The organism is Citrobacter sp. KH_055_1 (assembly GCF_057838705.1).
Genome location: NZ_CM174473.1, coordinates 3896303 through 3920589, shown reverse-complemented (window position 1 = coordinate 3920589; position 24287 = coordinate 3896303). Strand labels below are relative to the sequence as shown.

At 52.4% G+C, this 24287-nt stretch carries 18 protein-coding genes; 12 read left to right on the top strand and 6 right to left on the bottom strand.

Features of this window, described 5'->3' with window-relative positions; genetic code table 11:
• The first annotated feature begins 244 nt into the window (after nucleotides 1-244).
• From pdhR to lpdA, 4 genes are all read left to right on the top strand, one after another.
• On the top strand, nucleotides 245-1009 hold the full coding sequence (gene pdhR, locus AC3ITF_RS18470) for a pyruvate dehydrogenase complex transcriptional repressor PdhR (protein WP_096758283.1): 765 nt from the start codon (nucleotides 245-247) through the stop codon (nucleotides 1007-1009).
• 163 nt (nucleotides 1010-1172) lie between these two features.
• Entirely contained in the window at nucleotides 1173-3836 is a 2664-nt protein-coding gene (gene aceE, locus AC3ITF_RS18465; RefSeq protein ID WP_096758282.1) for a pyruvate dehydrogenase (acetyl-transferring), homodimeric type, read from the top strand.
• A 14-nt stretch (nucleotides 3837-3850) separates the two neighbouring features.
• Entirely contained in the window at nucleotides 3851-5740 is a 1890-nt protein-coding gene (aceF, locus tag AC3ITF_RS18460) for a pyruvate dehydrogenase complex dihydrolipoyllysine-residue acetyltransferase (RefSeq protein WP_137361999.1), read from the top strand.
• Between the two features lie 175 nt (nucleotides 5741-5915).
• Nucleotides 5916-7340 carry a dihydrolipoyl dehydrogenase gene (gene lpdA / locus AC3ITF_RS18455; RefSeq protein ID WP_096758280.1) on the top strand — a complete coding sequence of 475 codons (1425 nt, stop codon included), beginning with the start codon at nucleotides 5916-5918 and terminating at the stop codon, nucleotides 7338-7340.
• Between the two features lie 120 nt (nucleotides 7341-7460).
• Here the strand turns inward: lpdA and AC3ITF_RS18450 are convergent, their stop codons facing one another.
• Nucleotides 7461-8255 (bottom strand): DUF2950 family protein, encoded by a 795-nt coding sequence (locus AC3ITF_RS18450; RefSeq protein WP_096758279.1) that lies wholly within the window; start codon nucleotides 8253-8255, stop codon nucleotides 7461-7463.
• 10 nt (nucleotides 8256-8265) lie between these two features.
• Complete coding sequence (locus tag AC3ITF_RS18445) at nucleotides 8266-9870, bottom strand: DUF3300 domain-containing protein (protein WP_174360716.1); 1605 nt, start codon at nucleotides 9868-9870, stop codon at nucleotides 8266-8268.
• A gap of 433 nt (nucleotides 9871-10303) precedes the next feature.
• Between AC3ITF_RS18445 and acnB the strand changes: the two genes are divergently transcribed.
• Together acnB and yacL are read left to right on the top strand one after the other, a co-directional pair.
• The gene (gene acnB, locus AC3ITF_RS18440) at nucleotides 10304-12901 is read left to right on the top strand and encodes a bifunctional aconitate hydratase 2/2-methylisocitrate dehydratase (RefSeq protein ID WP_096758277.1); all 2598 of its coding nucleotides are present in this window, start codon (nucleotides 10304-10306) and stop codon (nucleotides 12899-12901) included.
• 174 nt (nucleotides 12902-13075) lie between these two features.
• Nucleotides 13076-13438: a protein YacL gene (gene yacL / locus AC3ITF_RS18435; RefSeq protein WP_096758276.1), complete on the top strand. Its 363-nt coding sequence runs from the start codon at nucleotides 13076-13078 to the stop codon at nucleotides 13436-13438.
• Between the two features lie 32 nt (nucleotides 13439-13470).
• Here the strand turns inward: yacL and AC3ITF_RS18430 are convergent, their stop codons facing one another.
• Nucleotides 13471-15522, bottom strand: a complete 2052-nt coding sequence (locus tag AC3ITF_RS18430; RefSeq protein ID WP_174360714.1) for a glycoside hydrolase family 36 protein — start codon at nucleotides 15520-15522, stop codon at nucleotides 13471-13473.
• 18 nt (nucleotides 15523-15540) lie between these two features.
• Entirely contained in the window at nucleotides 15541-16944 is a 1404-nt protein-coding gene (locus tag AC3ITF_RS18425; protein WP_115259438.1) for a sugar porter family MFS transporter, read from the bottom strand.
• A gap of 233 nt (nucleotides 16945-17177) precedes the next feature.
• On the opposite strand from AC3ITF_RS18425, the gene AC3ITF_RS18420 reads away from it, so the two are divergent.
• Complete coding sequence (locus AC3ITF_RS18420; protein ID WP_115259437.1) at nucleotides 17178-18191, top strand: LacI family DNA-binding transcriptional regulator; 1014 nt, start codon at nucleotides 17178-17180, stop codon at nucleotides 18189-18191.
• On the opposite strand, the gene AC3ITF_RS18415 is transcribed toward AC3ITF_RS18420, so the two are convergent.
• The gene (locus AC3ITF_RS18415; RefSeq protein ID WP_096758273.1) at nucleotides 18184-18531 is read right to left on the bottom strand and encodes a YacC family pilotin-like protein; all 348 of its coding nucleotides are present in this window, start codon (nucleotides 18529-18531) and stop codon (nucleotides 18184-18186) included. The two genes, AC3ITF_RS18420 and AC3ITF_RS18415, sit on opposite strands and share 8 nt — an antisense overlap.
• 153 nt (nucleotides 18532-18684) lie before the next feature.
• On the opposite strand from AC3ITF_RS18415, the gene cueO reads away from it, so the two are divergent.
• The 3 genes from cueO to hpt all read left to right on the top strand — a co-directional run bounded on the left by cueO (nucleotide 18685) and on the right by hpt (nucleotide 21729).
• Nucleotides 18685-20295 carry a multicopper oxidase CueO gene (gene cueO / locus AC3ITF_RS18410; protein WP_117342305.1) on the top strand — a complete coding sequence of 537 codons (1611 nt, stop codon included), beginning with the start codon at nucleotides 18685-18687 and terminating at the stop codon, nucleotides 20293-20295.
• Between the two features lie 125 nt (nucleotides 20296-20420).
• A complete protein-coding gene (locus AC3ITF_RS18405; RefSeq protein ID WP_096758271.1) occupies nucleotides 20421-20945 on the top strand; it encodes a hypothetical protein in 525 nt (174 codons plus the stop codon).
• Between the two features lie 247 nt (nucleotides 20946-21192).
• Nucleotides 21193-21729 (top strand): hypoxanthine phosphoribosyltransferase, encoded by a 537-nt coding sequence (hpt, locus tag AC3ITF_RS18400; RefSeq protein ID WP_003018658.1) that lies wholly within the window; start codon nucleotides 21193-21195, stop codon nucleotides 21727-21729.
• A gap of 72 nt (nucleotides 21730-21801) precedes the next feature.
• Here the strand turns inward: hpt and can are convergent, their stop codons facing one another.
• Nucleotides 21802-22464, bottom strand: coding sequence for a carbonate dehydratase (gene can / locus AC3ITF_RS18395; protein WP_096758270.1), 663 nt, complete (start codon nucleotides 22462-22464; stop codon nucleotides 21802-21804).
• A gap of 101 nt (nucleotides 22465-22565) precedes the next feature.
• Here can and AC3ITF_RS18390 point away from each other — a divergent pair, with 101 nt between their 5' ends.
• Together AC3ITF_RS18390 and AC3ITF_RS18385 are read left to right on the top strand one after the other, a co-directional pair.
• Complete coding sequence (locus AC3ITF_RS18390) at nucleotides 22566-23492, top strand: ABC transporter ATP-binding protein (RefSeq protein WP_096758269.1); 927 nt, start codon at nucleotides 22566-22568, stop codon at nucleotides 23490-23492.
• Entirely contained in the window at nucleotides 23489-24259 is a 771-nt protein-coding gene (locus AC3ITF_RS18385) for an ABC transporter permease (protein ID WP_096758268.1), read from the top strand. Before AC3ITF_RS18390 ends, AC3ITF_RS18385 begins: the two co-directional genes overlap by 4 nt.
• The last annotated feature ends 28 nt before the right edge of the window (nucleotides 24260-24287 follow it).

The following is a 24287-nucleotide window of genomic DNA, read 5'->3' as shown; positions in this document are numbered from 1 at the left end:
GTTCAGATGGGATAATTTTTCGTTTCAATTACGTTAAAACTACCTCGTGGTGGGTAAATTTAACATTTGTGCATAGTTACATGTTTGAAACGTTATTTCTGTAATGTTGTTAAAATATGCCTCCTTTACTGATTTCAATCAAAACCTGTATGGACAGAAGGTGAATACTTTGTTACTTTAGCGTCAAGAACATGAAATTGGTAAGACCAATTGACTCCGGGCAAATGGCTTAAGACAGGAAATCATGGCCTACAGCAAAATCCGCCAACCAAAACTCTCCGATGTGATTGAGCAGCAGCTGGAGTTTTTAATTCTTGAGGGGACACTTCGCCCCGGAGAAAAACTCCCACCGGAACGTGAACTGGCAAAACAGTTCGACGTCTCCCGTCCCTCCTTGCGCGAGGCGATCCAACGTCTCGAAGCGAAGGGTTTGCTGCTTCGTCGTCAGGGCGGTGGCACTTTTGTTCAGAGCAGCCTGTGGCAGAGCTTTAGCGACCCACTGGTAGAGTTGCTCTCCGACCATCCTGAATCCCAGTTTGACCTGCTTGAGACGCGCCATGCGCTGGAAGGTATTGCTGCTTATTACGCCGCACTACGCAGCACGGATGAAGATAAAACGCGTATCCGTGAACTCCACCATGCGATCGAGCTTGCTCAACAGTCCGGCGATCTTGACGGCGAATCTGATGCCGTTCTCCAGTATCAAATTGCTGTCACCGAAGCGGCGCACAATGTGGTACTGCTCCATTTGCTCCGTTGTATGGAGCCGATGCTGGCCCAGAACGTTCGTCAAAACTTTGAATTGCTGTATTCGCGTCGGGATATGCTGCCGTTGGTAAGCAGTCACCGTACGCGTATTTTTGAAGCGATTATCGCCGGGAAGCCGGAAGAGGCACGCGAAGCGTCCCACCGTCACCTGGCGTTTATCGAAGAAATTCTCCTGGACAGAAGCCGTGAGGAAAGCCGTCGTGAACGCGCCTTACGCCGCCTGGAGCAACGAAAGAATTAGTGATTTTTCTGGCAGCAAGTTAACCAGAAGATGTTGTAAATCAAGCGCCATTTAAAGTGCGCGGCAACTAAACGCAGAACCTGTCTTATTACGCTCTCTGGCGAGAACGTAATGGGACAGGTTCCAGATAACTCAACGTATTAGATAGATAAGGAATACCCCCATGTCAGAACGTTTCCCAAATGACGTGGATCCGATCGAAACTCGCGACTGGCTACAGGCGATCGAATCGGTCATCCGTGAAGAAGGTGTTGAGCGTGCTCAGTATCTGATCGACCAACTGCTTTCAGAAGCCCGCAAAGGCGGCGTGAAAGTAGCGGCAGGTACAGGGGCCAGCAATTATGTAAACACTATTGCCGTTGAAGATGAGCCGGAATACCCGGGCAATCTGGAGCTGGAACGTCGTATTCGTTCTGCTATCCGCTGGAACGCCATCATGACCGTACTGCGTGCGTCTAAAAAGGACCTCGAGCTGGGTGGCCACATGGCATCCTTCCAGTCCTCCGCAACGGTATATGATGTGTGCTTCAACCATTTCTTCCGTGCACGCAACGAGCAGGATGGCGGCGACCTGATTTACTTCCAGGGCCACATCTCTCCGGGCATCTATGCACGTGCATTCCTGGAAGGTCGTCTGACTGAAGAGCAGATGAACAACTTCCGTCAGGAAGTTCATGGCAAAGGCCTGTCTTCCTATCCGCACCCGAAACTGATGCCGGAATTCTGGCAGTTCCCGACCGTATCCATGGGTCTGGGTCCAATCGGTGCTATCTACCAGGCTAAATTCCTGAAGTATCTGGAACACCGTGGCCTGAAAGATACCTCTAAGCAGACCGTTTATGCCTTCCTGGGCGATGGCGAGATGGATGAGCCAGAATCTAAAGGCGCTATCACCATCGCGACCCGTGAAAAACTGGACAACCTGGTCTTTGTTATCAACTGTAACCTGCAGCGTCTTGACGGCCCGGTCACCGGTAACGGCAAGATTGTTAACGAACTGGAAGGCATCTTCGCAGGTGCTGGCTGGAACGTTATCAAAGTCATGTGGGGCGGTCGTTGGGATGAGCTGCTGCGTAAAGACACCAGCGGTAAACTGATCCAGCTGATGAACGAAACCGTTGACGGCGACTACCAGACCTTCAAATCCAAAGACGGCGCGTATGTTCGTGAGCACTTCTTCGGTAAATACCCGGAAACCGCAGCACTGGTTGCTGACTGGACTGACGAGCAGATTTGGGCGCTGAACCGTGGCGGTCACGATCCGAAGAAAGTTTACGCTGCACTGAAAAAAGCGCAGGAAACCAAAGGCAAAGCAACTGTAATCCTCGCCCATACCATCAAAGGTTACGGCATGGGTGACACCGCCGAAGGTAAAAACATCGCTCACCAGGTTAAGAAAATGAACATGGACGGCGTGCGTTACATCCGCGACCGTTTCAACGTTCCAGTTACCGATGAGCAGGTTGAAAACCTGTCTTACATTACCTTCCCGGAAGGTTCTGAAGAGCATACCTATCTGCACGCTCAGCGTCAGAAACTGCACGGCTACCTGCCGGCTCGTCAGCCTAACTTCACTGAGAAGCTGGAGCTGCCGGCGCTGGAAGACTTCGGTGCACTGCTGGAAGAGCAGAACAAAGAAATCTCCACCACTATCGCTTTCGTTCGTGCCCTGAACGTGATGCTGAAGAACAAGTCGATCAAAGATCGTCTGGTGCCGATCATCGCCGATGAAGCACGTACTTTCGGTATGGAAGGTCTGTTCCGTCAGATTGGTATCTACAGCCCGAACGGCCAGCAGTACACCCCGCAGGACCGTGAGCAGGTTGCTTACTACAAAGAAGACGAAAAAGGTCAGATCCTGCAGGAAGGTATCAACGAACTGGGTGCTGGTGCATCCTGGCTGGCGGCTGCGACCTCTTACAGCACCAACGATCTGCCGATGATCCCGTTCTACATCTACTACTCCATGTTCGGGTTCCAGCGCATCGGTGACCTGTGCTGGCAGGCGGGTGACCAGCAGGCGCGCGGCTTCCTGATCGGCGGGACTTCTGGTCGTACGACGCTGAACGGTGAAGGTCTGCAGCACGAAGATGGTCACAGCCATATTCAGTCTCTGACTATTCCGAACTGTATCTCTTACGATCCGTCTTACGCGTACGAAGTTGCGGTCATCATGCACGATGGTCTGGAGCGTATGTACGGTGAGAAACAAGAGAACGTTTACTACTACATCACCACGCTGAACGAAAACTACCACATGCCGGCAATGCCGGAAGGTGCTGAGGAAGGTATCCGTAAAGGTATCTACAAACTCGAAACCCTCGAAGGTAAGAAAGGTAAAGTTCAGCTGTTGGGCTCTGGTTCTATCCTGCGTCACGTCCGTGAAGCAGCGCAGATCCTGGCGAACGACTACGGCGTAGGTTCTGACGTGTATAGCGTCACGTCCTTCACTGAACTGGCGCGTGATGGCCAGGATTGTGAGCGCTGGAACATGCTGCATCCGCTGGAAACTCCGCGCGTTCCGTACATCGCTCAGGTGATGAACGACGCACCGGCTGTAGCATCTACTGACTATATGAAACTGTTTGCCGAACAGGTTCGTACTTATGTACCGGCTGATGATTATCGCGTACTGGGTACTGACGGCTTCGGTCGCTCTGACAGCCGTGAAAACCTGCGTCACCACTTCGAAGTTGATGCTTCCTATGTGGTTGTAGCGGCACTGGGCGAACTGGCTAAACGTGGCGAAATCGATAAGAAAGTGGTTGCTGACGCTATCACCAAATTCAATATCGATGCAGATAAAGTTAACCCGCGTCTGGCGTAAGAGGTAAAAGAAACATGGCTATCGAAATCAATGTACCGGACATCGGGGCTGATGAAGTTGAAATCACCGAGATCCTGGTCAAAGTAGGCGACAAAGTTGAAGCTGAACAGTCGCTGATCACCGTAGAAGGCGATAAAGCCTCTATGGAAGTTCCGTCCCCTCAGGCGGGTATCGTTAAAGAGATCAAAGTCTCTGTTGGCGACAAAACTGAGACCGGCAAACTGATCATGATTTTCGATTCCGCCGACGGTGCAGCAGCTGCTGCACCTGCTCCGGCAGAAGAGAAGCAAGCAGCCGCTCCGGCAGCTGCACCTGCTGCGGCAGCAGCGAAAGACGTACACGTACCGGACATCGGCGGCGACGAAGTTGAAGTCACCGAGATTATGGTCAAAGTCGGCGACACCGTTGCGGCTGAGCAGTCTCTGATCACCGTAGAAGGCGACAAAGCCTCTATGGAAGTCCCGGCACCGTTCGCGGGTACCGTGAAAGAGATCAAAATCAACACCGGCGACAAAGTGTCTACTGGCTCCCTGATTATGGTCTTCGAAGTCGCTGGTAGCGCGCCAGCCGCGGCACCAGCTCAGGCTGCTGCACCGGCAGCCGCAGCGGCTCCGGCAGCGTCTGGCTCTAAAGAAGTTAACGTGCCGGACATCGGTGGTGACGAAGTTGAAGTCACTGAAGTGATGGTCAAAGTGGGCGATAAAATTGCCGCTGAGCAGTCACTGATCACCGTTGAAGGTGACAAAGCGTCGATGGAAGTGCCGGCACCGTTCGCGGGTACCGTGAAAGAAATCAAAATCAGCACCGGCGATAAAGTGAAAACCGGTTCTCTGATTATGGTCTTCGAAGTTGAAGGCGCGGCACCGGCTGCTGCCCCTGCGCAAGCGGCTGCTCCGGCTCAGGCCGCAGCACCTGCACCTGCCGCAGCTCCGGCTCAGGCCGCAAAAGCTGAAGGCAAATCTGACTTCGCAGAAAACGACGCTTACGTCCATGCAACGCCGCTGATTCGTCGCCTGGCGCGCGAATTCGGTGTGAATCTGGCGAAAGTGAAAGGGTCTGGCCGTAAAGGCCGTATCCTGCGCGAAGACGTTCAGGCTTACGTGAAAGACGCGGTTAAACGCGCTGAATCTGCACCGGCAGCTGCGGCTGGCGGCGGTATCCCGGGCATGCTGCCTTGGCCGAAAGTGGACTTCAGTAAGTTTGGTGAAATCGAAGAAGTGGAACTGGGTCGCATCCAGAAAATCTCTGGCGCTAACCTGAGCCGTAACTGGGTGATGATCCCGCACGTTACCCACTTCGATAAAACCGATATCACCGATCTGGAAGCGTTCCGTAAACAGCAGAACGCCGAAGCTGAGAAGCGTAAACTGGATGTGAAATTCACCCCAGTAGTCTTCATCATGAAAGCGGTCGCAGCGGCTCTCGAGCAGATGCCACGCTTCAACAGCTCCCTGTCCGAAGATGGTCAGAAGCTGACGCTGAAGAAATACATCAACATCGGTGTTGCGGTCGATACGCCAAATGGTCTGGTTGTTCCGGTCTTTAAAGATGTGAACAAGAAGAGCATTACCGAGCTGTCTCGTGAACTGACGGTGATCTCTAAGAAAGCGCGTGATGGTAAGCTGACGGCTGGCGAAATGCAGGGCGGTTGCTTCACTATCTCCAGCATCGGCGGCCTGGGGACTACCCACTTCGCACCGATTGTGAACGCGCCTGAAGTGGCTATCCTTGGCGTGTCCAAGTCGGCTATTGAACCGGTGTGGAATGGTAAAGAGTTTACTCCGCGTCTGATGATGCCGATTTCTCTCTCCTTTGACCACCGCGTGATTGACGGTGCTGATGGTGCTCGTTTCATTACCATCATCAACAACACGCTGTCTGACATTCGCCGTCTGGTGATGTAAGCGAAAAAGCCGGCCCGACGGCCGGCTTTTTTCTGGTAATCTCATGAAGTCAGTGAGGTTATTGTGCGAAAGACAAATCGGTTGCCGTTTGTTGTTTCAAAATTGTTAACAATTTTGTAAAATACCGGCGGATAGAACGACCCGGTGGACGACGGGTATAAATTAAGAGGTCATGATGAGCACTGAAATCAAAACTCAAGTCGTGGTACTTGGGGCAGGCCCGGCAGGTTACTCTGCTGCCTTCCGTTGCGCAGATTTAGGTCTGGAGACCGTCATCGTAGAACGTTACAGCACCCTTGGTGGTGTTTGTCTGAACGTCGGCTGTATCCCTTCTAAAGCGCTGTTGCACGTAGCAAAAGTTATCGAAGAAGCGAAAGCACTGGCCGATCACGGTATCGTCTTCGGTGAGCCGAAAACCGATATCGACAAGATTCGTACCTGGAAAGAAAAAGTTATCACTCAACTGACCGGCGGTCTGGCTGGTATGGCTAAAGGCCGTAAAGTGAAAGTGGTAAACGGTCTGGGTAAATTTACTGGGGCTAACACCCTGGAAGTTGAAGGCGAAAACGGTAAAACCGTGATCAACTTCGACAACGCTATCATCGCGGCGGGTTCCCGTCCGATTGAACTGCCATTTATTCCGCACGAAGACCCGCGTGTGTGGGATTCCACCGACGCACTGGAACTGAAAACCGTACCAAAACGCCTGCTGGTTATGGGTGGCGGTATCATCGGTCTGGAAATGGGGACCGTTTACCATGCGCTGGGTTCAGAGATTGACGTGGTTGAAATGTTCGACCAGGTTATCCCTGCTGCCGATAAAGACGTGGTAAAAGTCTTCACCAAACGTATCAGCAAGAAATTCAACCTGATGCTGGAAACCAAAGTGACTGCCGTTGAAGCGAAAGAAGACGGTATTTACGTTTCCATGGAAGGCAAAAAAGCACCTGCTGAAGCACAGCGTTACGACGCCGTACTGGTTGCTATTGGTCGTGTACCGAACGGTAAAAACCTCGATGCAGGCAAAGCGGGCGTTGAAGTTGATGACCGTGGCTTTATCCGCGTGGACAAACAGCTGCGTACCAACGTACCGCACATCTTTGCTATCGGCGATATCGTCGGTCAGCCGATGCTGGCGCACAAAGGTGTTCATGAAGGCCACGTTGCCGCTGAAGTTATCGCTGGTAAGAAACACTACTTCGATCCGAAAGTGATTCCGTCCATTGCCTACACTGAACCAGAAGTTGCCTGGGTCGGTCTGACCGAGAAAGAAGCGAAAGAAAAAGGCATCAGCTACGAAACCGCCACCTTCCCGTGGGCTGCTTCTGGCCGTGCTATCGCTTCTGACTGTGCAGACGGTATGACTAAACTGATTTTCGACAAAGAATCTCACCGTGTTATCGGTGGTGCGATTGTCGGTACCAACGGCGGCGAGCTGCTGGGCGAAATCGGTCTGGCGATCGAAATGGGTTGTGATGCGGAAGACATCGCGCTGACCATCCACGCACACCCGACTCTGCACGAGTCCGTGGGCCTGGCGGCAGAAATCTTTGAAGGTAGCATTACCGACCTGCCGAACCCGAAAGCGAAGAAGAAGTAATTTTCTGACTTTGTAAGAAACGCCTCTTCGGAGGCGTTTTTTTTGCCTGTAACGACCTGTAATCTCAGATAACCTGCCGGGTAGCACTCGCGCTGACCCGGCCTTCGGTTTTCCCCCGTTTTACTGCGCGACGGGATGCCAGCTTTTATCCGGGGCGTAGGTGGTCAACGCCTGCGCTTTTTCTTGTGATGCTTCACCAAGATCTGCCTGGTAGACGGTGTCATCGCCGTTAATCATAAAGCTCATCACGCCCGTATGACCGTAGCTGACGGGCCAGGCCACCATCGCAAAGCCGCTGGTTTTGTCGGGAAGGATGCGGAAACGATAACCGTGATAACCCGTGCCAGGCTCCTGCGGGCTGAAGGCCGGTCCCAGAGGGCTTGGCGCTTCGCCTGGTGCAACGGGCCAGTACAGGCCATCCTTTTTCCCTTCCGTGCTGACAACCTTCTGCGCATACTTCTGGTTCATCGCAAAATAGCTCTGCTGAGCATCCACATAGGCGTGTAATGCCTCGATGGCGGCGAGTTCGTTGCGGCCAATTTCGCGAGTCTGGATCTCTTCGGCGGCTTGCTGCATATCAAATTGCCAGCCGGATGTGGTTTTGATCACCGGGATTGGCAACTGCCAGCCGCTGTCCCCGACAACAAGGTGCGCGGTATTGCCCTCGACGACGGTATTATGATGGACCTTCCAGTCACGCAGGAAGCGATCAACGGCATCAGGATCGACACCTTCTGGCGGCAGAAAATCGCGCCAGTCTTCTCCAAGCAGGTTGTTCATCGCACTTTCATTTTGTTCACCTATCGCGCTGGCCAGTGCGTCGGTTGCCTGGTCTGGTGTACTGAAAGATTGCTGTGCCATCGCGGTGGCCGAAACCATGAACAACACCATTCCACTGAGTAATTTCATTTTCATGTCGGTTCCCTTAACGATGACGGAGTTCACGGTGTTCAGCGCGCCCGCCGGATGCCTGGCGCGATGGTTGGTTGCGGGATATTTCCCTGCTCTGAGCGCCTCGCTGCTGCTGTGCTTGCCAGCTGCCTGAGCGACTATCGTTACCGCTCAGCGCATTGGCGCGCGGCTGACTGGTGCGCTGTTGAGTATTTCGCTGTTGCACGTTGCGTTGCTGTGCAGGTTGCGAAACCCGTTTCTCCTGTCTCTGCGCGGTCGTCTGGCGAGTCTCTCGTTGTTGCGTGCTTGTCCGCTTCGCGGTTTGTGGTTTTGTGTCATAGCCACGGTAGTTGTTGCGCTGAGAAATCTGCTTCAACTGTTGATTTGATGCCTGGCGCTGAGCATCTTTCGTTCCCGGACGCGCGGTCTGAGAAAGCGTTTTACCCGTCGATTTCTCCATCTGACTCATGGCTGCCTGACGCTGGCTATCGCGGTTGACCGCTCTTTGCGGGTTTTGCTGGGTCGCACTGAGCCCGGTTGCCGTGTTTGTGGCGTGGAAGCGGTTATTGAGCTGGTTATTTGCATAGGGCACACCCTCACGATAGGCCGGGTTATGCTGCCAGGTACGGTTGGCGTCAGTCAGCCGTTGACCACTGATTTTATTGAAGTTATCAACGTTGATATTGATGTTGTTATCGCCGTTGCGGTTATAACCGCCATGATTATCCCAGTCATCATTATTATGGTGGTGGTCCCAGTCGTCGTCGTCATCCCAGTCGATGTTGCTGAAGATGGCATAGGTTGTCGCTACCCCCAGACTGAAGCCTAAACCGTTAACGAAGCTGCTGCCAAATTGCTCACCGGGCGATGGCGGCAGATAGGTGGGAGGATAGGCGGTATTTGGCCAGGTGCCGTACACCGTATTCGGGTTATAGGTCGGAACGTAAACCACCTGTGGATCGGCAGATTCAATTTTAATAACCGTTGGAGCCGGTGGGGCCGTCGATTGAACTGTTACACCTTCTTGAGTTTGGGTACGAGGTGGGGGCACATTTTTCACACTAGTTGTGACCGTCTGCTGTGGTGTGGATTGTAATGCCCCGGTTTGCTGCGCCAGTGCGCGCAGGCGTTGAACCGAATCCATCACGTCCTGTGGTTGCGCGAGGAAAGCATCCCCCAGGCTTTGTACCCACGGAGGATTTTCACCTAACAGTGACATCAACTGAGGAAACGCGACCAGTGATTTTACGCTAGGGTCCCAGGGCTGCCCGGCAACGGCCTGAATAGCGGCGTCACCCTGCATTTTAGGATTGTCTTTAGACCACTGCGCGGCCTGGATAACGTTGGCCGGATAGGTCGCCGCCATCAAAATTTGCGACAGCAATGCATCCGGGTACAGCGCGACTGGCGCAACCCACTGATCGATTTGTGCGGCAGTGTATGTTGGTGCGACAGCAGGCGCGGATTGCACGGCAGGTGCAGCTACGGGCGCTGGAGCAGGTGCTGAAGGTTGTTGTGCGACAGGGGCCGGTGCAACGGGTTCCGTTGTGCGGCTTTTGACGAACATCACGCCAGAGGCGGCAAACAGCCCGGCACTGCACAGAAGGACGAGCAGATGTGGCTTAAAGGGCAACTTCATAAAATGACTCCAACGAGACAAGCGCTGTGCCGTAAGGCGTTTCTGTTGCCGCGAGTATTATTCACCCGTGTTTTACAGTTTTGACTTTTATTGGGTAACCGCCCGGTATGTCCGGAAAAAGAGTGTGAACATTTATTACACAATTATATCTGATGCCTGAAAACGCGTTGAAATATTCTGATGCGGCCGTTTTAAATCAATCGCTTTAAGAGAGTGGGAGGGGACACAAATTTGCCTCGCCTCCTTGCTATACCATTCTTAACGATTCAGCCAATTTTTTATGTTGCTTTTTTGTAAACGGATTAACACTTAGTGAAAATCCTGTTATTGTGCCTTATGCGGTACCGGGCATTTACCCTACAAACTGCTGTCTCACAGGAGCGTGAAGAGAATCGCCTACCGCATATGACAATGAGAGCGAGGAGATACCGTCGTGCTAGAAGAATACCGTAAGCACGTAGCTGAGCGTGCCGCCTTAGGGATTGTGCCAAAACCGTTAGACGCAACCCAAATGGCCGCACTTGTCGAGCTGCTGAAGACCCCGCCTGTGGGCGAAGAAGAATTCCTGTTAGACCTGTTGATCAACCGCGTTCCTCCTGGCGTAGATGAAGCCGCTTATGTTAAAGCGGGTTTTCTTGCTGCCGTCGCGAAAGGCGACACTATGTCCCCGCTGGTGACACCAGAGAAAGCCATTGAACTGCTGGGCACCATGCAAGGCGGATACAACATTCATCCGCTGATTGACGCGCTGGACGATGCGAAACTGGCGCCGATTGCCGCTAAAGCACTGTCCCATACGCTGCTGATGTTCGATAACTTCTATGACGTAGAAGAAAAAGCCAAAGCGGGCAACGCCTACGCGAAGCAGGTAATGCAGTCCTGGGCCGATGCCGAATGGTTCCTGAACCGTCCAGCACTCGCTGAGAAAATGACCGTTACCGTGTTCAAAGTGACCGGCGAAACCAATACCGACGACCTGTCTCCGGCTCCGGATGCATGGTCGCGTCCGGATATCCCGCTGCACGCGCTGGCGATGTTGAAAAACGCCCGCGAAGGCATTGAGCCGGATCAACCGGGTGCCGTTGGTCCGATCAAACAGATTGAAGAACTGCAGAAGAAAGGCTACCCACTGGCCTACGTTGGCGACGTTGTCGGCACCGGTTCTTCACGTAAATCTGCGACCAACTCCGTACTGTGGTTCATGGGCGATGACATCCCGAACGTGCCGAACAAGCGCGGCGGTGGTCTGTGCCTCGGTGGTAAAATTGCGCCAATCTTCTTCAACACCATGGAAGATGCAGGCGCGCTGCCGATTGAAGTGGACGTAAACAACCTGAACATGGGCGACGTGATTGACGTTTACCCACTCAAAGGTGAAGTGCGTAACCATGAAACCAATGAACTGCTGGCGACCTTTGAGCTGAAAACCGATGTGCTGATTGACGAGGTACGCGCCGGTGGCCGTATTCCGCTGATCATCGGTCGCGGCCTGACCACCAAAGCGCGTGAAGCGCTGGGTCTGCCGCACAGCGACGTATTCCGTCAGGCGAAAGACGTGGCGGAAAGCAACCGCGGCTACTCGCTGGCACAGAAAATGGTCGGGCGTGCCTGCGGTGTTACCGGTATTCGTCCGGGTGCTTACTGCGAACCGAAAATGACCTCTGTAGGTTCTCAGGACACCACCGGTCCAATGACCCGTGATGAACTGAAAGACCTGGCGTGCCTGGGCTTCTCCGCAGACCTGGTGATGCAGTCGTTCTGTCATACCGCCGCCTATCCGAAGCCGGTTGACGTGACCACGCACCACACGCTGCCTGACTTCATCATGAACCGTGGCGGCGTCTCGCTGCGTCCGGGCGATGGTGTTATTCACTCGTGGCTGAACCGCATGCTGCTGCCGGATACCGTCGGTACCGGTGGTGACTCGCATACCCGTTTCCCGATCGGTATTTCCTTCCCGGCGGGTTCTGGTCTGGTAGCGTTTGCCGCTGCAACTGGCGTGATGCCACTGGATATGCCGGAGTCAGTGCTGGTGCGCTTCAAAGGCAAAATGCAGCCGGGTATCACCCTGCGCGATCTGGTCCACGCGATCCCGCTGTACGCGATCAAGCAGGGCCTGCTGACCGTTGAGAAGAAAGGTAAGAAAAACATCTTCTCCGGCCGCATCCTGGAAATCGAAGGCCTGCCGGATCTGAAAGTCGAGCAGGCATTTGAACTGACCGATGCGTCCGCTGAGCGTTCTGCTGCTGGCTGTACCATTAAGCTGAACAAAGAGCCGATCGTTGAGTACCTGACATCTAACATCGTCCTGCTGAAGTGGATGATCGCAGAAGGTTACGGTGACCGCCGTACGCTGGAACGTCGTATCCAGGGCATGGAAAAATGGCTGGCGGATCCACAGCTGCTGGAAGCCGACGCTGACGCAGACTATGCGGCAGTGATCGACATCGATCTGGCGGATATCAAAGAGCCAATCCTGTGTGCGCCGAACGATCCTGACGACGCGCGTCTGCTGTCTGACGTGCAGGGTGAGAAGATCGACGAAGTGTTCATCGGTTCCTGCATGACCAACATTGGTCACTTCCGTGCCGCAGGTAAGCTGCTGGATGCGCATAAAGGCCAGCTGCCGACCCGTCTGTGGGTGGCACCGCCAACCCGTATGGATGCCGCACAGCTGACCGAAGAGGGCTATTACAGCGTCTTTGGTAAGAGCGGGGCGCGTATTGAGATCCCGGGCTGTTCACTGTGCATGGGTAACCAGGCGCGTGTGGCCGACGGTGCGACCGTGGTGTCAACGTCAACGCGTAACTTCCCGAACCGTTTAGGTACCGGCGCGAACGTTTATCTGGCTTCTGCGGAACTGGCGGCCGTGGCGGCGCTGATTGGTAAGCTGCCAACGGCGGAAGAGTATCAGACCTATGTTGCCCAGGTGGATAAAACCGCCGTGGATACCTACCGTTATCTGAACTTTGACCAGCTCTCTCAGTACACCGAGAAAGCGGACAGCGTGATTTTCCAGACGGCGGTATAATTCGCTAGCGGATTTTGCACAAAAACGCATCAATGCCCGGAGAGGTCAGCTTCTTCGGGCATTTTTATTTCTATTCCTTATACCCGTTACGCTTTTTTTCTGCCGCGCTGCTGCGATAATTACAGCAAGGTGCAGTGCGGTATTGGCGCACTGCCGGGAGCAGAGGAACACATTATGGATTACGAATTTCTGCGCGATATTACCGGAGTGGTAAAAGTGCGAATGTCCATGGGCCACGAAGTGGTAGGGCACTGGTTTAATGAAGAAGTGAAAGAGAACCTGGCCTTACTGGATGAAGTGGAACAGGCAGCGCGTGCGGTAAAAGGCAGTGAGCGTTCCTGGCAGCGGGCAGGGCATGAGTACACGCTCTGGCTGGATGGCGAAGAAGTCATGGTGCGTGCCAATCAACTGGAGTTTACGGGCGACGAAATGGAAGAAGGGATGAACTACTACGACGAAGAGAGTTTGTCTCTGTGCGGCGTCGAAGATTTCCTGCAGGTGGTGGCGGCATACCGCGAGTTTGTTCAGCAGAAATAATGACTGCCTCCCTGTCGGGAGGCGGTTTTCATTTAGTGGGCAAAAGTGAGATGAAACAATCTGGCGGTCAGTTTCTCCGGTAGTGAAATCATTAATTCATGTTTGTTGATCGTTGGCTGACAGAGCACTTTGGCGAAGTGCGGGTAAACGCAACTTGCCTGCGTGACGCCACCGAGTGGTAGCGTGATTGAACTCTGCTCACTTTCCATACGCCAGACCGCCAGCCAGGCTTCATTTTCGTTACGCAGACCAAATGCCAGCCACGGTGACGCGAAAGAGGGAATGCCAAGAGGCCAGAACGGCTCGAGGTGAGGGATCTGCTGGCGAAACGATTTATACAGTGCGATCCCTTCCTGAACCAGTTCGAAACGCTCTTCGCTCAGTTCCGCCAGATGCCCGCTTTGATGAACCCGCAGCAGCAGGCTATTCACCATGTTCATCACCACTTCTTCACGGTCGCCTTCACGTAAGGGATAAGACCAAATGGCGGCCTGTTCAGGCGTTACCGCCGAGGCCGCAGCGGCGGCAATCGAGGCCATTAAGCGATAGTCGGTCTGATCGGTAACGGATTGAATGCTGTGCTGCTGCAAAAGCGCATAGTCCATGCGCAAGCCGCCACTGCCGCAGTTTTCAATCACCAGTTGCGGGTAGCGAGCCATGATGTTTTTCAGCCAGCTAAGATAAGCCCTATTGTGCTGTAGCAATCCGTCGCCGGGGCTGTCGGCTGCGTACTCTGTCCCGATACCCGCATTAATGTTGTAATCCATTTTGATATAGCTGATGCCATATTCCTCGACCAGACGGGAAATAACCCGATCGGCATGCTCCAGCACTAAAGGATGGCGAAAATCCAGCTGATAGCGCTGATGGTCAATAACCCGTTTGCCGTGGCGCAGGAAAAAACACGCATCAGGTAAGGATTGCGCCAGCGGGCAGGCAATCCCCATCACTTCCAGTTCCAGCCACAACCCCGATTTCATGCCTTTGGCGGTAATATAATCGAGCGGTTCACGGATCCCTCCGGGAAAGCGTGTTGGTGCGGGAAGCCATTCGCCGACCCCGTCCCACCATTCACCATCAGAGTACCAGCCGCAGTCGATACAAAAGTACTCACATCCCGCATTTGCGGCGGCGTCAATGAGTGGCAGCAGCTTCGCGGTGGTTGGATCGCCGGAAAGACAGTTCATATAGTCATTGAATATCACCGGGAGCCACTGGTTATCCGCCGACGGGCGTAGTATTTTTCGTCGATAACGGGTAATTTCCCGTAGCGCTTCTTGCAACCCTCCCTGAACCAGCGCAACGGCGACCGGTACGGAAGTAAAGGTTTCTCCCGGAGCGAGATTTTTCCACCAATGACTTTCATTCTCGGTGGGGCCGCTGACTTGCAAATAGAGATGGTCGCGGAAATCGCCAATTTCCCACTGCCATGAGCCGCTGTGTTCAATCTGCCATAGTAGCGTGGTGCCAGCTGCGGTATCCTCAAAAGCGGCGCAGGGCAAATAGCCAATGCTGGACCAGGTTCCGGTACTCTCAACCGAGAGACGATCGAGTGAAAAATGGTTCACTTTATCCAGTCCGAGGTCCGGCAGTGAGCGACTCTTCCACTGTGCCTCGCCGTACCAGTTATTATGCGGCAAGTGCAGAAGTGCTGTTTTTTCCCATTGCTGGCTATTGATGGCAAACAGCGTTAAGGAGCTGACATATTCCAGTCCGAGGTGCTCAGGGGAATCATTGCGTACCTCGCACCAGACTCGCACCGTACGCGTGTCGCGAAAATGCTGAAGGTGCCAGCTTACGGCTATCGCATCACCGTTAAGGCTGATTTCAAGCTTCTTTCCCCGCTCATTTTCGCTAAAACAATGGGACTGGTAGCGTAACGATGAACCCGGCTCGCTGCCGGTATGTTTGCGGGCATGGTGATCGTTTTGGTTGTAGCCGCTGGCATGTACCTGTACCAGCGGAAACTCCCCGTGCACCGCGCAATCTCTGGTTGTTGAAAACCGGCTAATATAAATTTGCTGTTTTTCATTAAGCGAAAAAGAAATATACAAATTATCTTCAGTAAATTCTATAAAACTCATGTCCGATACTCCATTTTATCATCGGCCAATGTTGCGTAATTTTTTTCCTGCCATTAGATTCTGTTCAATTTTTTCTAGTGAAATGTTTTTTGTTTCAGGAACAAAGAAATAAATAATGATAATGGCAGTAAGGTTTAATAAGGCATATAGATAGAACGTGTGGGCGCTACCTAATGTATTGAGTAGCGACAGGAAGGTTGCACTGACAATCATCCCGGCGATATGGCAGGTAAATGTGGAACAGGTAATGCCAAATTCACGCCCTTTTAATGGCTGAATTTCGGAGCATAATAACCAGATTAGCGGGCCTGCTGACATAGAAAAACCGACGATAAACAGTAGCAGCATCGCCACGGTGACGCCTTTCTCCATCACCGATAACGCATCACCACCCAGTAGTGAGCCTACCACGCTCATCGCAATGCCCATGGTGATAAAACCAACATACAGCATAGGCTTACGTCCCCAACGGTCGACAAAACCGACGGCGATAAAGGTCGCCACCGTCATCACCAGGCCAACGATTACCGTTCCCCACATTTGGTCTGCTGTAGAACTAAAGCCAATTTCGTGGAAGATACGCGGCGCGTAGTACATCATCACATTGACGCCGGAGAACTGTTGCATGACTTGCAGGACGATCCCTAATCCGACACTACGGCGAAAGTGTTTATTTTCTTTAAATAAATGCCAGCCGTGTTGTTTAACTTTAAGCTGTTCTTTAATTTCCTGCAGCTCGCTTTCAACCTCTTCGCGGCTGTTGCGCAGGCGCAGCAATACGGCTCTGGCATCCTCTTCTCTGCCATGCATCATCAGCCAGCGTGGGCTACGAGGCAGGAACAAAGCGCCAAACAGGAAAACCAGTGATGGGATAGCCACAACCAGCAGCATTCCACGCCAGTTGCCGCTGTAGCTGAAGGCGGTATTGGTCAGAAAGACGATTAAAATTCCGAGAGCAATCATTAACTGATAAGCGGAAATCATCGCACCGCGGATATTTTTTGGCGTGATTTCAGAAAGATAAAGCGGCGTTGCGTAAGAGGCGACGCCGAGGCCAACACCGAGAATTAAGCGACCGGCGATCAACATATCCGCGCTGACGGCACAGGTACAGATAATGGCACCGATACAGAATGAGCCAGCGGCAATGAGCAGGGCATATTTACGCCCTAATCGATACGCCAGAAAGCCGCTGCACAGGGTTGCAGCTGCGGCACCGACCATCATTGAGCTGACGATCCATTCTTGTTGGTTATCAAGTAGATGATATTCTTTGGCGATAAGCGGGAGTGCGCCGGAGATGACGCCAATATCCAGGCCGAATAACAAACCGGCGAGAGCCGCTAACAGACAAATCCAAATCACCTGTGGCCGTGTTTTATTGACGGATGCCGCAACAGGAAGCGGGCTATCTAATTGCATAGGGATTACCTTTGTTAGTTTTGTTTGTAGGTGTCTTTAAAAAATACTTAATCGATTTCGTATTATTTTATGCTAGATCTGAAAAATAACGATAGCAATGGCTTTTCCTACGTAATTGTGATCTCTTCAACATAATCATGTTGTGTTAAAATGATTTTTTATTGTCATCGGGAAATTAATGGTTTAGATTGCAGAAATATCCTTGTCTGAAGCAATTTAGTCCATGCGGAAAAATGAATATTAAAGAACTTGCTGAGTTTCTGAATCTTTCTACGGCGACGGTCTCGAAGGCGTTGAATAACAAAAGCGATATCAGTAACCATACGCGGAAAAAAGTGCTGGAGGCGGCGGAAAAACTGGGCTATCGGCCGAATGCTTCCGCCCGGCATCTGCGCAGCGGTAAGGTGGGGGCCGTGGCGCTGCTGCTGCCTGCCGCAGACGGCGGCAACGTTCATACCGCATCATTTTTTATGCGTATTGCCAGAGGGCTACAGTCCAGCTTGAAAGCCAGCGGTATCGATCCTGTCATCCACATCACCACAGATCGGCAGGGGGAGCAGCAACTGTTGCAAAAAATCATTGAGCAAAACCGTGCGGATGCGGTCATCCTGACGGATACGCGTATTGATGATGAGCGGATTTTATTGCTGAACGATCGACGGTTTCCTTTCGTCACGATGGGACAAAGTCGGGTGCTGAAAGGGCATTTTAACTGGGTCGATTTCCACCATGAAGAGATGGGGCGGCAGTGCGTGCGTTTTGCGCTGCGTCAGGGGGCAAAGCGTATTGCTGTTGCGACGCTAGGTGCTGACAGCATGCATGGGCTGCAGTTTCTTGACGGCTGTCTGGAGGAAATGCGTGAAAGTGGACAAACGCCGAACGACGGGCTGATTTTCTTTGGTGCCGTTGCTGAGTCATCTGGTGAGGAGGCCATGCAGAAGTTTATGCAGCAAAATGCAAAGCCTGACTTTATTATTTTTATTAACGACTTTCTGCTGATGGGCGCCTGCCATTATCTGGCTGGATTGCCTGATTGCGGTCTGGATGAAAAGTCGATGCTGTGCGCCACGGCGAGCAGCGACTTTTCGTCACGGGTGATGTCGTCCGCCTGCCTGTTTACCGTCGATCACGAAGAGGTCGGGCGACAGTTGGGCGAAGCGGTACTACGGGTGACACAGGGGGATAACGCGGTGAAGTCGGTTTTGCTGACGCTGCCGGTCAACGCCATCCGGCATCACATTATTTAACGTAGGCCAACAGGCTCAGGGAGTCACGCGCCAGCGCTTTGCACTTTTTGGCAACCGGGATCCCGATACCGCTTAAATCGCGATAGCTGTCTTCACCGAGTGATTTCATGTCGAAGGTGTCGTAATTACTGAGGTCCCACTGGTTCTGCTGGGCAAAAAAGACCAGTGCGCGACGGATCTGCCCATTGGGCAAATTCTGGTATCCACAGTCATTTTTCAGAAAGACAAACACTGCCGTTAAATCGGCCATATCTTCGGCTTCGGACTCGCTGAGCGCGTAGCTATTTGCGCATACGGCCATCAGGCTGCCGAACAAAATTGTTCTGAAAAACGTCTTCATTGCTTCTACCACTGCATCACGGAATTTAAACGTTAGCACACTGCGAGCGAAGCGACGACCTTTATTATCAGCGGTTCACTTGACCTTCCCGTAAGGGGAAGGCTTATGCTTAAAAGATAGCCTGCTTAAGCTGCTGAATATAAGGAAGTGATTATGCAACGTCGTGACTTTTTAAAGTACTCCGTGGCGCTGGGCGTCGCGTCAGCGTTACCTCTCTGGAGCCGTTCGGTTTTCGCTGCTGAGCGTCCTGCTTTACCTATCCCTGATCTGTTAACGACAGATGCTGCCGATCGTATACAGTTGATCGTTCAAGCCGGGCAGTCGACCTTTGCAGGTAAAACCGCGACCACCTGGGGATATAACGGTAATTTACTGGGACCGGCGCTGAAACTGCAGAAAGGTAAAGCGGTCACCGTTGATATCCATAATCAGCTGGCCGAAGAGACGACGCTGCACTGGCACGGCCTGGAAATTCCCGGCGACGTCGATGGCGGACCGCAAGGGGTTATTCAGGCGGGCGGGAAACGTTCTGTGACCTTCACGCCCGAACAACGGGCAGCGACCTGCTGGTTCCACCCACATCAGCACGGCAAAACCGGTCGTCAGGTGGCGATGGGGCTGGCCGGACTGGTGCTGATTGAAGATGAGGACATCCACAAACTGCTGTTGCCGAAACAGTGGGGCATTGATGATGTTCCGGTGATTATTCAGGACAAACAGTTCTCCGCAGACGGACAAATTAACTATCAGCTGGATATGATGACCGCCGCCGTCGGGTGGTTTGGCGATACGCTGCTGACTAACGGGGCGATGTATCCGCAGCATGCCGCGCCGCGCGGTTGGCTGCGTCTGCGTTTGCTGAATGGCTGTAACGCCCGCTCACTTAACGTGGCGGCCAGCGACAACCGTCCACTGTACGTCATTGCCAGCGACGGCGGACTGTTGGCAGAGCCGGTGAAAGTCTCCGAGCTGCCCATGCTGATGGGCGAACGGTTTGAAGTGCTGGTGGATATCAGCGATGGCAAAGCTTTTGATCTGGTCACGCTGCCGGTGAGCCAGATGGGGATGGCGATTGCGCCCTTTGATAAGCCGCATCCGGTGATGCGCATTCAGCCGTTGCGTATCACCGCTTCCGGTACGCTGCCGGACACGTTGACCACCCTGCCAGCCTTGCCTTCACTGGAAGGACTGACGGTGCGCAGGCTGCAGCTGTCTATGGACCCGATGCTCGACATGATGGGCATGCAGATGCTGATGCAGAAATATGGCGACCAGGCCATGGCAGGCATGGGGCATGGGCAGATGATGGGGCATATGAATAATGGCGAGATGGGCCACGGTAAAATGAATCATGGCAACATGAATCACGGTAATATGAATCACGGCAATATGGGCAGCATGGACCACGGCGGGACGTTCGATTTCCATAATGCCAACCGCATTAATGGCCAGGCATTTGATATGAATAAACCGATGTTTGCCGCGACGAAAGGTCAGCACGAACGCTGGGTGATTTCCGGGCAGGGCGACATGATGCTGCATCCGTTCCATATTCACGGCACCCAATTCCGCATTCTGTCTGAGAACGGTAAAGCACCGGCCGCGCATCGTGCGGGCTGGAAGGATACTGTTCGTGTTGAAGGCGGCGTCAGCGAAGTATTAGTGAAGTTTGATCACGATGCACCGAAAGAGCATGCCTATATGGCGCACTGCCATCTGTTAGAGCATGAAGACACCGGCATGATGCTCGGCTTTACCGTGTAACAAAATGACCGGATGGCATTTTTGCCATCCGGTAAAACAGGATGTTCTTAAAATGGGCATTTACCGTTTCATTCATTAGCGCGGCGGATATACTGATATGATTAATAATAAATCATGAGGTTAGAATGGATCTTTTCCGCAAGGTACTCACCGCATCTTTTGTCATGATGGTGGCGATTTCAGCGCATGCCGAAATGAAAATGCAACGCCAGAATATCCCGCAGCTCAATTTGAGTATCGAAATTCCGCAAACGCTGACGCCAATGTCCGACGAAATGGCGAAAATTAAATACCCTTCGGAAAATCGTCCGCAGGTTATTTATGGCGACGAGCGTGGCAAGGCCTCTTTAGGGATGACCGCCGGGCGCAGCGCGTTGCCCGCATCACAGTTGGATCAAGCGAAAGATGCGATGCTAAAAATGCTGACTAACTTCAAACCGCAGGCGGAAGCCGTGACCGTGGATGGGCATAAAGCCTGGCTGATTACCTTCCGCTCCCAGGCGCCGGATACCGAAATCCTGAATATGATGCTGGTAACGTCGGAAAAAGATAAAGCCGTGCAGGTCGCTTTTAATATGACCAAAGATTTGGTTGAACAATATCAGGATGTGGCGAAAGCATCGTTAATGTCGCTTAAATTTGATAAGTGATTGTTGTCAAAAATCTGAGAGCAATAAAATACCCGCAGTAAATAGCGGGTATTTTTATTGAGTCTTGCCCAGGGCGGCCAGGGAAGACCCATGTTCTCTGTTCTGATGTGGGGTAAAGATACCGTCATAGGACAACAGATGCCGCGAATAAAGGCTTTTACTGGTATACTTCGTACCTTGCGCTTAGATGCTGTCTTATTAAGAGTGAGCATTGAGTGATTTGTTTTTAAATCATATGGTTAGAGATATGAAACATACTGTAGAAGTCATGATCCCGGAAGCGGAGATCAAAGCGCGCATTGCTGAACTCGGGCGTCAGATTAACGAACGTTACAAGGACAGCGGCAGTGACATGGTGCTGGTTGGTCTGTTACGCGGCTCATTTATGTTTATGGCAGACCTGTGCCGTGAAGTGCATGTCTCCCACGAAGTCGACTTCATGACTGCCTCAAGCTACGGCAGCGGCATGTCGACTACCCGTGATGTTAAAATCCTCAAAGACCTGGATGAAGACATTCGTGGTAAAGATGTACTGATTGTCGAAGATATCATCGACTCCGGTAACACGCTGTCAAAAGTGCGTGAAATCCTCAGCCTGCGCGAGCCGAAATCTCTGGCTATTTGTACGCTGCTGGACAAACCCTCCCGTCGTGAAGTGAATGTTCCAGTCGAATTTATCGGCTTTTCCATTCCGGATGAGTTTGTTGTCGGTTATGGCATTGACTACGCCCAGCGTTATCGCCATCTGCCGTATGTTGGCAAAGTGGTACTGCTGGACGAGTAAAACTGCGAACGTACCTGATGGTGAGCGTTTTGTAGGCCGGGTAAGGCGTAGCCGCCCCCCGGCAATGTTGCGTTACTTATGGTTACTGTGCTTTTGGCTGAGGTTTGACAGCCCCTGTCGGTAGCGCTGTTCCAGGGATTCACGGCTGGTGGCGGTCACGTCCAGATCGCGAAGTAGGCCATCATGAATACCATAGGCCCATCCGTGAATAGTGACCTTCTGACCACGCTTCCAGGCTGAACGCATGATGGTGGAGTGGCCCAGGTTGTAGACCTGCTCCATGACATTCAGCTCGCACAGTGTATCAATACGACGCTCCGGCGGCATTTCCCCGAGCAGTGAGCTGTGTTTAAACCAGATATCGCGGATATGCAGCAACCAGTTATCAATCAGTCCCAATTCTGTATTTTCAATGGCGGCCTGTACGCCACCGCAACCGTAGTGCCCACAAATAATAATGTGTTCCACTTCCAGCACATCAACCGCATACTGAACCACTGAGAGGCAGTTCAGATCGGTATGAATTACCAGATTGGCAACATTACGGTGAACAAATAATTCGCCTGGTTCAAGACCGGTTAAACGTTCCGCGGGAACGCGGCTATCGGAGCATCCAATCCATAGAAAGCGCGGATTCTGCGCATGCGTCAGCGTTTCAAAAAATCCGGGGTCCTCTTCTATCAGCATCTTTGACCATAGTGCATTGTTGCTGATAAGTGTATCTATGTCTTTCATGGAGGCTGTAACCCAGTAAATTGCGTTGCGCTAATATAGGGTAACTCCTGATTTATTAAAACCAAATATCAAGTATTAGAATGTAAGGTAAGTAAAAAACCATGACCATTGCTCTGGAACTTCAACAACTTAAAAAGACTTATCCCGGTGGCGTTCAGGCGCTACGCGGCATAGATTTGCAAGTCGAAGCGGGTGATTTTTATGCGCTTTTAGGTCCTAACGGCGCAGGAAAGTCCACCACCATCGGGATTATCAGCTCGCTGGTGAATAAATCCTCAGGGCGGGTGAGCGTCTTTGGCTACGATCTTGAAAAAGATACGGTTAACGCTAAACGCCAGCTTGGGCTCGTGCCGCAGGAGTTTAACTTTAACCCGTTTGAAACCGTGCAGCAGATCGTGGTGAACCAGGCGGGCTATTACGGCGTTGAGTATAAAGAGGCGGTAAAACGCAGCGAAATTTATCTAAAACAGCTCGATCTGTGGGAAAAACGTAACGAACGGGCGCGTATGTTGTCCGGCGGTATGAAGCGACGTTTGATGATCGCCCGTGCCTTGATGCATGAGCCGAAGCTACTGATCCTCGATGAACCGACGGCGGGCGTTGATATCGAACTGCGTCGTTCAATGTGGGGATTTTTAAAAGATTTAAACGACAAAGGCACGACGATTATTCTGACCACCCACTACCTCGAAGAGGCGGAAATGCTGTGCCGTAATATCGGTATTATTCAGCATGGTGAGCTGGTGGAGAATACGTCGATGAAAAACCTGCTTTCCAAACTGAAATCCGAGACCTTTATTCTCGATTTAGCAGCGAAAAGCCCGTTGCCCAAACTGGAGGGCTATCAATACCGTCTGGTTGATACTTCCACGCTGGAAGTCGAAGTGCTGAGAGAGCAGGGGGTAAACAGCGTGTTTTCCCAGCTGAGCGCCCAGGGCGTTCAGGTATTGAGTATGCGTAACAAGGCGAACCGACTGGAGGAGCTGTTTGTTTCTCTGGTGCATGACAAACAAGGAGATCGCACATGATGCAGCTTTACTGGGTCGCACTGAAAAGCATCTGGGCGAAAGAGATCCACCGTTTTATGCGGATCTGGATCCAGACGCTGGTCCCACCGGTCATTACCATGACGCTGTATTTTATTATCTTCGGTAATTTGATTGGCTCACGCATCGGCGAAATGCACGGCTTTAGCTATATGCAGTTCATCGTACCGGGGCTGATTATGATGGCGGTCATTACCAATTCGTACGCCAACGTAGCGTCGTCATTTTTCAGCGCCAAGTTTCAACGCAACATTGAAGAACTGCTGGTCGCGCCGGTACCGACGCACGTCATTATTACCGGTTTTGTCGGTGGTGGCGTGGCGCGCGGGCTGTGCGTAGGTATTCTGGTGACCGCTATCTCCCTGTTCTTTGTGCCGTTTCAGGTACATTCGTGGGTCTTTGTGGCGCTTACGCTGGTGCTGACGGCGGTCCTGTTCTCGCTGGCCGGATTGCTGAATGCGGTTTTTGCCAAAACCTTTGACGATATCAGCCTGATCCCGACCTTTGTGCTGACACCGCTGACCTATCTGGGCGGCGTGTTCTACTCGCTAACGCTGCTGCCGCCGTTCTGGCAGGGACTGTCGCACCTGAACCCGATTGTCTACATGATCAGTGGTTTCCGCTACGGTTTCCTCGGCATTCATGATGTACCGCTGGTCACGACCTTTGGCGTGCTGGTGGTGTTTATTGCCGCCTTTTATTTACTCTGCTGGTATCTGATTCAACGCGGACGTGGGTTACGTAGCTGATTCTTTCTTCCTCTCCCAGACCGGGAGA